This window comes from Methanospirillum sp. (assembly GCF_035560735.1).
Lineage (GTDB): Archaea > Halobacteriota > Methanomicrobia > Methanomicrobiales > Methanospirillaceae > Methanospirillum.
Genome location: NZ_DATMYY010000265.1, coordinates 1 through 4,630, shown reverse-complemented (window position 1 = coordinate 4,630; position 4,630 = coordinate 1). Strand labels below are relative to the sequence as shown.

General features: G+C 48.5%; 5 protein-coding genes. 4 read left to right on the top strand and 1 reads right to left on the bottom strand.

The features are described from left to right. The first annotated feature begins 356 nt into the window (after positions 1-356). The 4 genes from VN429_RS07470 to VN429_RS07455 all read left to right on the top strand — a co-directional run bounded on the left by VN429_RS07470 (position 357) and on the right by VN429_RS07455 (position 4,315). Positions 357-710, top strand: coding sequence for a hypothetical protein (locus VN429_RS07470; RefSeq protein WP_325631598.1), 354 nt, complete (start codon positions 357-359; stop codon positions 708-710). A 77-nt stretch (positions 711-787) separates the two neighbouring features. After that, positions 788-3,748, top strand: a complete 2,961-nt coding sequence (locus VN429_RS07465; RefSeq protein WP_325631595.1) for a hypothetical protein — start codon at positions 788-790, stop codon at positions 3,746-3,748. A gap of 55 nt (positions 3,749-3,803) precedes the next feature. Further along, positions 3,804-3,989 (top strand): hypothetical protein, encoded by a 186-nt coding sequence (locus VN429_RS07460; protein ID WP_325631593.1) that lies wholly within the window; start codon positions 3,804-3,806, stop codon positions 3,987-3,989. 5 nt (positions 3,990-3,994) lie between these two features. Next, a complete protein-coding gene (locus VN429_RS07455) occupies positions 3,995-4,315 on the top strand; it encodes a hypothetical protein (RefSeq protein ID WP_325631591.1) in 321 nt (106 codons plus the stop codon). An 87-nt stretch (positions 4,316-4,402) separates the two neighbouring features. Here the strand turns inward: VN429_RS07455 and VN429_RS07450 are convergent. Then, positions 4,403-4,630: hypothetical protein (locus VN429_RS07450; protein WP_325631589.1), on the bottom strand; the 228-nt coding region annotated here is incomplete at its 5' end.

The window sequence follows — 4,630 nt, the reverse complement described above, 5'->3', positions numbered from 1 at the left end:
TCTATATAGAGATAAAGATTGCGATTTTCACTTAACTTCAAACCAAAATCTTTTAAAAGATATTAGGATTACCATCATTTACCCCTGAATGATCACGACACAGACTTTGAAAACAAACCCGTGGATTCAGGCTGAATTAGTGGTAGATGAACATGAGAGGTGATAGATGAAAATTCAGAACCCCCCAGTTGAACTAGCTTGGCGGCAGATCATAGAGGGGGATAAACAAGATTTCTCGTCTGGCTGTTTAATCATTTCTTCTCTCCTTCACAGGAGAAAACCAGTACAGAAAAAAGTCAGGCATATCCCAAGAGTTCACGGGTGCATGCCGGTAGTGACCCTGTCAGGTGGTGAATATGGTTCGCATCGCTGAATTCCATACCCGCCAGACTGCAGGATATGACGCAAAAGCAATACTGCAAAACCAGGGATATGAAGTAGCAAAAGTGCTTCTCCGTTCCACAAACAAACCTGGGAAGATCGGGCTCATTGCATGGAACAGGCTTGAAATGCTCTTTGTCTGCATCAGATCCTATCGCGGCAGGTTTCATCTGCAGGAGGACATCGATGCTCTTTCACTGCTTCACCGTTCAGGCGCATATCCGGGAGAGATCCAGTACTGGGTGAGACAAAAAAGCGGCTGGATCAGGTACCGGATCTGCAGCGGAGGAGCGATCAGACTGCGGGGGTCTGATGATGCCAGTTCCTGATCCGGTGTGTCAGTATTCGCAAACTCTCGATTTGCCTGCAGTGAGCTGTCAAAACTTCTCCAATTACCGGGGATGGTATGCCTGGTGAGATTGGATTAGCAGGAATTCTTGCAGGAATCAGGCTGCTTGTTCCAGATACCCACACGTTTGAGATCAGGACTCTTGGCTCTGACGGCATCGGTTCTGGGTATTACAACAACCATCAGAAGGCTGCAGAAGACATTCTCCTGCTTGAACAGGATCTCCATGTTTCAGGGATATATGTCACCCTGAATGAGGTAAACCCGGTTTTACTCGCACGAAGATCAAACCGCATCAAAACAAGACTCGGGCGAGCCGAAGCAACAACTGCAGACTACGATATCGTCAGAAGGCGATGGCTTCCAATCGATATTGATCCAATCAGAATTTCAGGTGTCTCTTCATCTGACTCTGAACATAATAATGCCCTGAATCTTGCCGAAACCATAAAATCATGGCTCTCTTGTAATGGCTGGCCTGAACCAGTCCTGGCAGACTCAGGCAACGGGGCACACCTTCTCTATGCAATCGATCTTCCAAATGATGATACCAGCCGTGATCTGGTAAAATCCTTTCTTGAATTCCTTGATTGTCGCTTCTCTACACCTGCATGCAAGGTAGATACCGCGAACTACAATGCAGGAAGGATTTGGAAAGTTTACGGGACATATGCCAGAAAAGGAGATAATGTTGCTGATCGACCACACCGGAGATCGCGGATCATCACAGAACCACAGACAACAAGTATTGTCTTGCCTGAGCAGATACAGGCCCTTGTGCCAGATTGCGGATCACCTGTTTCTGAAAAACCAAAACAGGTGCCTGATACTGCTCATGATCAGAGAGCAGAATCGGGATTTGATCTGGGTTCCTGGTTAAAGATCCATAACCTCACCGCCACAGCAAAACCATACAAAGGCGGCACTCTGTTTTCACTTGAGCAGTGTCCATTTTCTAATGCCCATAGAGATGGTGCTTTTGCAATTCAGTTCCCAAACGGTGCTATATTTGCAGGATGTCACCATGATTCCTGTGGAGGGGGAAGACAGAGGTGGCCTGAATTGAGGGCTCGCTTTGAAAAATCAGCCCGAACTACCGCATCCCTGAATGAGAAAGACAAACCTGATAGGAAACGGGAGATAAAAGAATCAAAACCGGTCAATGATTCACAGTCTTCCAATTCTCCCACCAGAGTTATACCAAACCCGGCAAACGATTGCAAGGAGACAGATGCCGGGCAGGTAAAAGAAGATCCTCTTTTGATTCGTGCCCAGGAGATCCTTGCAGGAGGCAATCCACTTGAAACAATGCTTGAGACATTTGGCAGGTATCATGAAGGGGATCAGACTGTTGCCGAATGCCTGATTCATTCACTTGTATCCAGAACGGTGATCAACAGCAGAGGGCTGCATGTCTCTATCACCGGTGAGTCAGGGAAAGGAAAATCACATGCCATAGAGACCATGAAATCCCTGATTCCTGCAGCGTACCGGCTCGATGGGAGAATGAGTGACAAAGCACTCTTTTACATGGATGATCTCATTCCCGGAACCGTGATCACGCTTGACGATGTCAGCCTCTCTGACCAGATGCAGGAGATATTGAAAGGGGTTACCACATCATTTCAGAAACCATTTCCATACCGGACTGTGAATACGGAGAGAAAACCTCAGATCTGCACGATACCAGAGCGGTGTGTCTGGTGGATTGCAAAGGTTGAAGGTGCAGGTGATGATCAGGTCTTCAACCGGATGCTTACCTGCTGGATAGATGATTCAGATGAGCAGGACCAGAAGGTACTTGACCGGACCCTTGCCGGTGCAGAACAACTACCTGGATCGCAGGTTCAGGTAAGTGAGGATATCGGCATATGCAGAAAGATTTGGGATGAACTCACACCAGTTTTCGTTGTAATTCCGTTTGCACGAAGAATCAGGTTTCAGTCTGCAGAGAATCGCCGTAACCCGGATATGCTGCTCGATCTCATCAGAACAAATGCTGCACTCTGCCAGCAGCAGCGGACAATCCAGGAATCTGATGGGGTCTCCTGTGTAATCGCAACAGAGGAGGATTTCAACCAGGCTGCACGGCTCTTTGTTGCCCTGAACGGAGAGACCGGTGGACAGGCAACCAAACTGACACGTCGTGAATCTGCTCTCATCGAAACGATTGGAGCAGCAGATCTTCCCGAAATAACGACAGAAGAACTCCAGCAGGCAACCGGCTGGACAAACAGTTCTATCACCAAACTGATTCACGGGTACCGGTCTCATGGGAAGACATACTCCGGAATTCTTGAGAAATGTCCGGCCATCTCGTTTCTTGACCGGACAGTCTCGATTGGTGATGAGCGATGCACAACAATGAGGAGAACCCGTGCTTATCGCTGGGATTCGGGATTATACAAAGCCTGGGTAAAAGGAGGATCAGTCTGGCTTGCAAGCGATGATCCAGGTTCTGACGAGGATCAGGGTCCGGACCCTGACAGTGGTGACTCTGCCCAGGATCCACCGGCAGACGCTGATCTTATTTCAATGAAACCTGATGCTGCTGTTGATTCTGCTGAATCATCTACCCGTGAGGGAGAGGACCAATCAGTCAGAACGGAGAGCAATCCGAAAGTCTCACTCTCTGCAATACGACCACAACATTTTGTTCTGATTTCCGGAGGTCTTGACAGGCGTCGATGCTCTGTCTGTGGCAGGAGAAGAAGTCAGTTTCAGGAGAAGGAAGGAAAAAGAAAGGATAAACCAACTACCCGGGCATCTCTGACCCTCTGCAAGTCATGTTATGCAAGGGCGGTATCTCGGACTGTAGCCTCTCATACAATTCTGCCTGGCACTGTTGACGTAGCAAAGATGGTGAAACATACCACTTCTCTTGGACGATGTAGTCTTTGTAATCTGAAGCCTGCTATCTGGAATGATCCCGGTTCAAGAACGGTATTGTGTGAATCGTGTTATGCCAGTGTTCAGGGAGGAAATTCAGGATTTTCAAAAGAGAATGGCCCTCCATAATCAGCTGTTTGGGAGGGAGGGAGGTGTATTGGATGGATAATGCTACGGGGTTATCATGAAGAGACCGAACACTGAAAGGTGCACCTCAAAGAGGTGTCCGCATCTGATATGGCAGTGGTATCGCACTTCAGGTCCAATAACCAAGGATCGCAGGCGATGCATCTGTGTACTTATGGACAGACAACCGGGAAACATGGACTATTGTCCAATTGAAGAGGAGGCAGGAGTGCCTGGGGGATAAGACAAATGGGAGCATTTGTAGAGACAGTTAAACCTCGTCAGGGGTTTGAGCATTGTGGCAGGATTATCAGGGATGAGGATCTTCTGATGGTATATATTGATGCAGTCGGGAAATTCTCCATCTCCGGAGTGATACTTACAACTGTACTTCAGGGTCTGGGTGAGGGATTGATCTCAGGCCCGATTCAAGGAGTTGTACGACTGTCTGAGAGTGGAAAGGGACTGTACATGGATATCGGGGGGATCTCGTATGCTATCCCTGTTGCCCGGGTCCGGGCTGTAATGAAAGGAGAACAACGAAAGGGTCCGGTGAGCAGAGTGAGATAATCCGTGTCCTGGCCGAAAATAGGCCTTTGATCTTTTTTTTATGGAGTAATTGTTCCGTGGGTGCATCCAGGTAGTGAAACCTGTTAGTCATTTCTCTGTGGACCGGTGACCCATGTCCAGGTAATGTTGCCAGGGCGGCAGGGCGGCGAATCTGGTGTCAGGGCGGGGATATTCCTCACGCGATATGAGACTTGATTCATAAAAACGTGATGATGCAAAGATATTCCGGGTTCCGGGCGGCGGGGCGGGAATAACAGGCACATAATCACAGGGAGGAGAATCAGTTGTAAGGGACTGTGCCCGGAGGTTCTCCCG

Bases quoted from the DNA above. Each gene is read 5' to 3' on its own strand.
- VN429_RS07470 (WP_325631598.1), top strand. From the start codon at position 357: ATGGTTCGCATCGCTGAATTCCATACCCGCCAGACTGCAGGATATGAC.
- VN429_RS07460 (WP_325631593.1), top strand. From the start codon at position 3,804: ATGAAGAGACCGAACACTGAAAGGTGCACCTCAAAGAGGTGTCCGCAT.
- VN429_RS07465 (WP_325631595.1), top strand. From the start codon at position 788: ATGCCTGGTGAGATTGGATTAGCAGGAATTCTTGCAGGAATCAGGCTG.
- VN429_RS07455 (WP_325631591.1), top strand. From the start codon at position 3,995: ATGGGAGCATTTGTAGAGACAGTTAAACCTCGTCAGGGGTTTGAGCAT.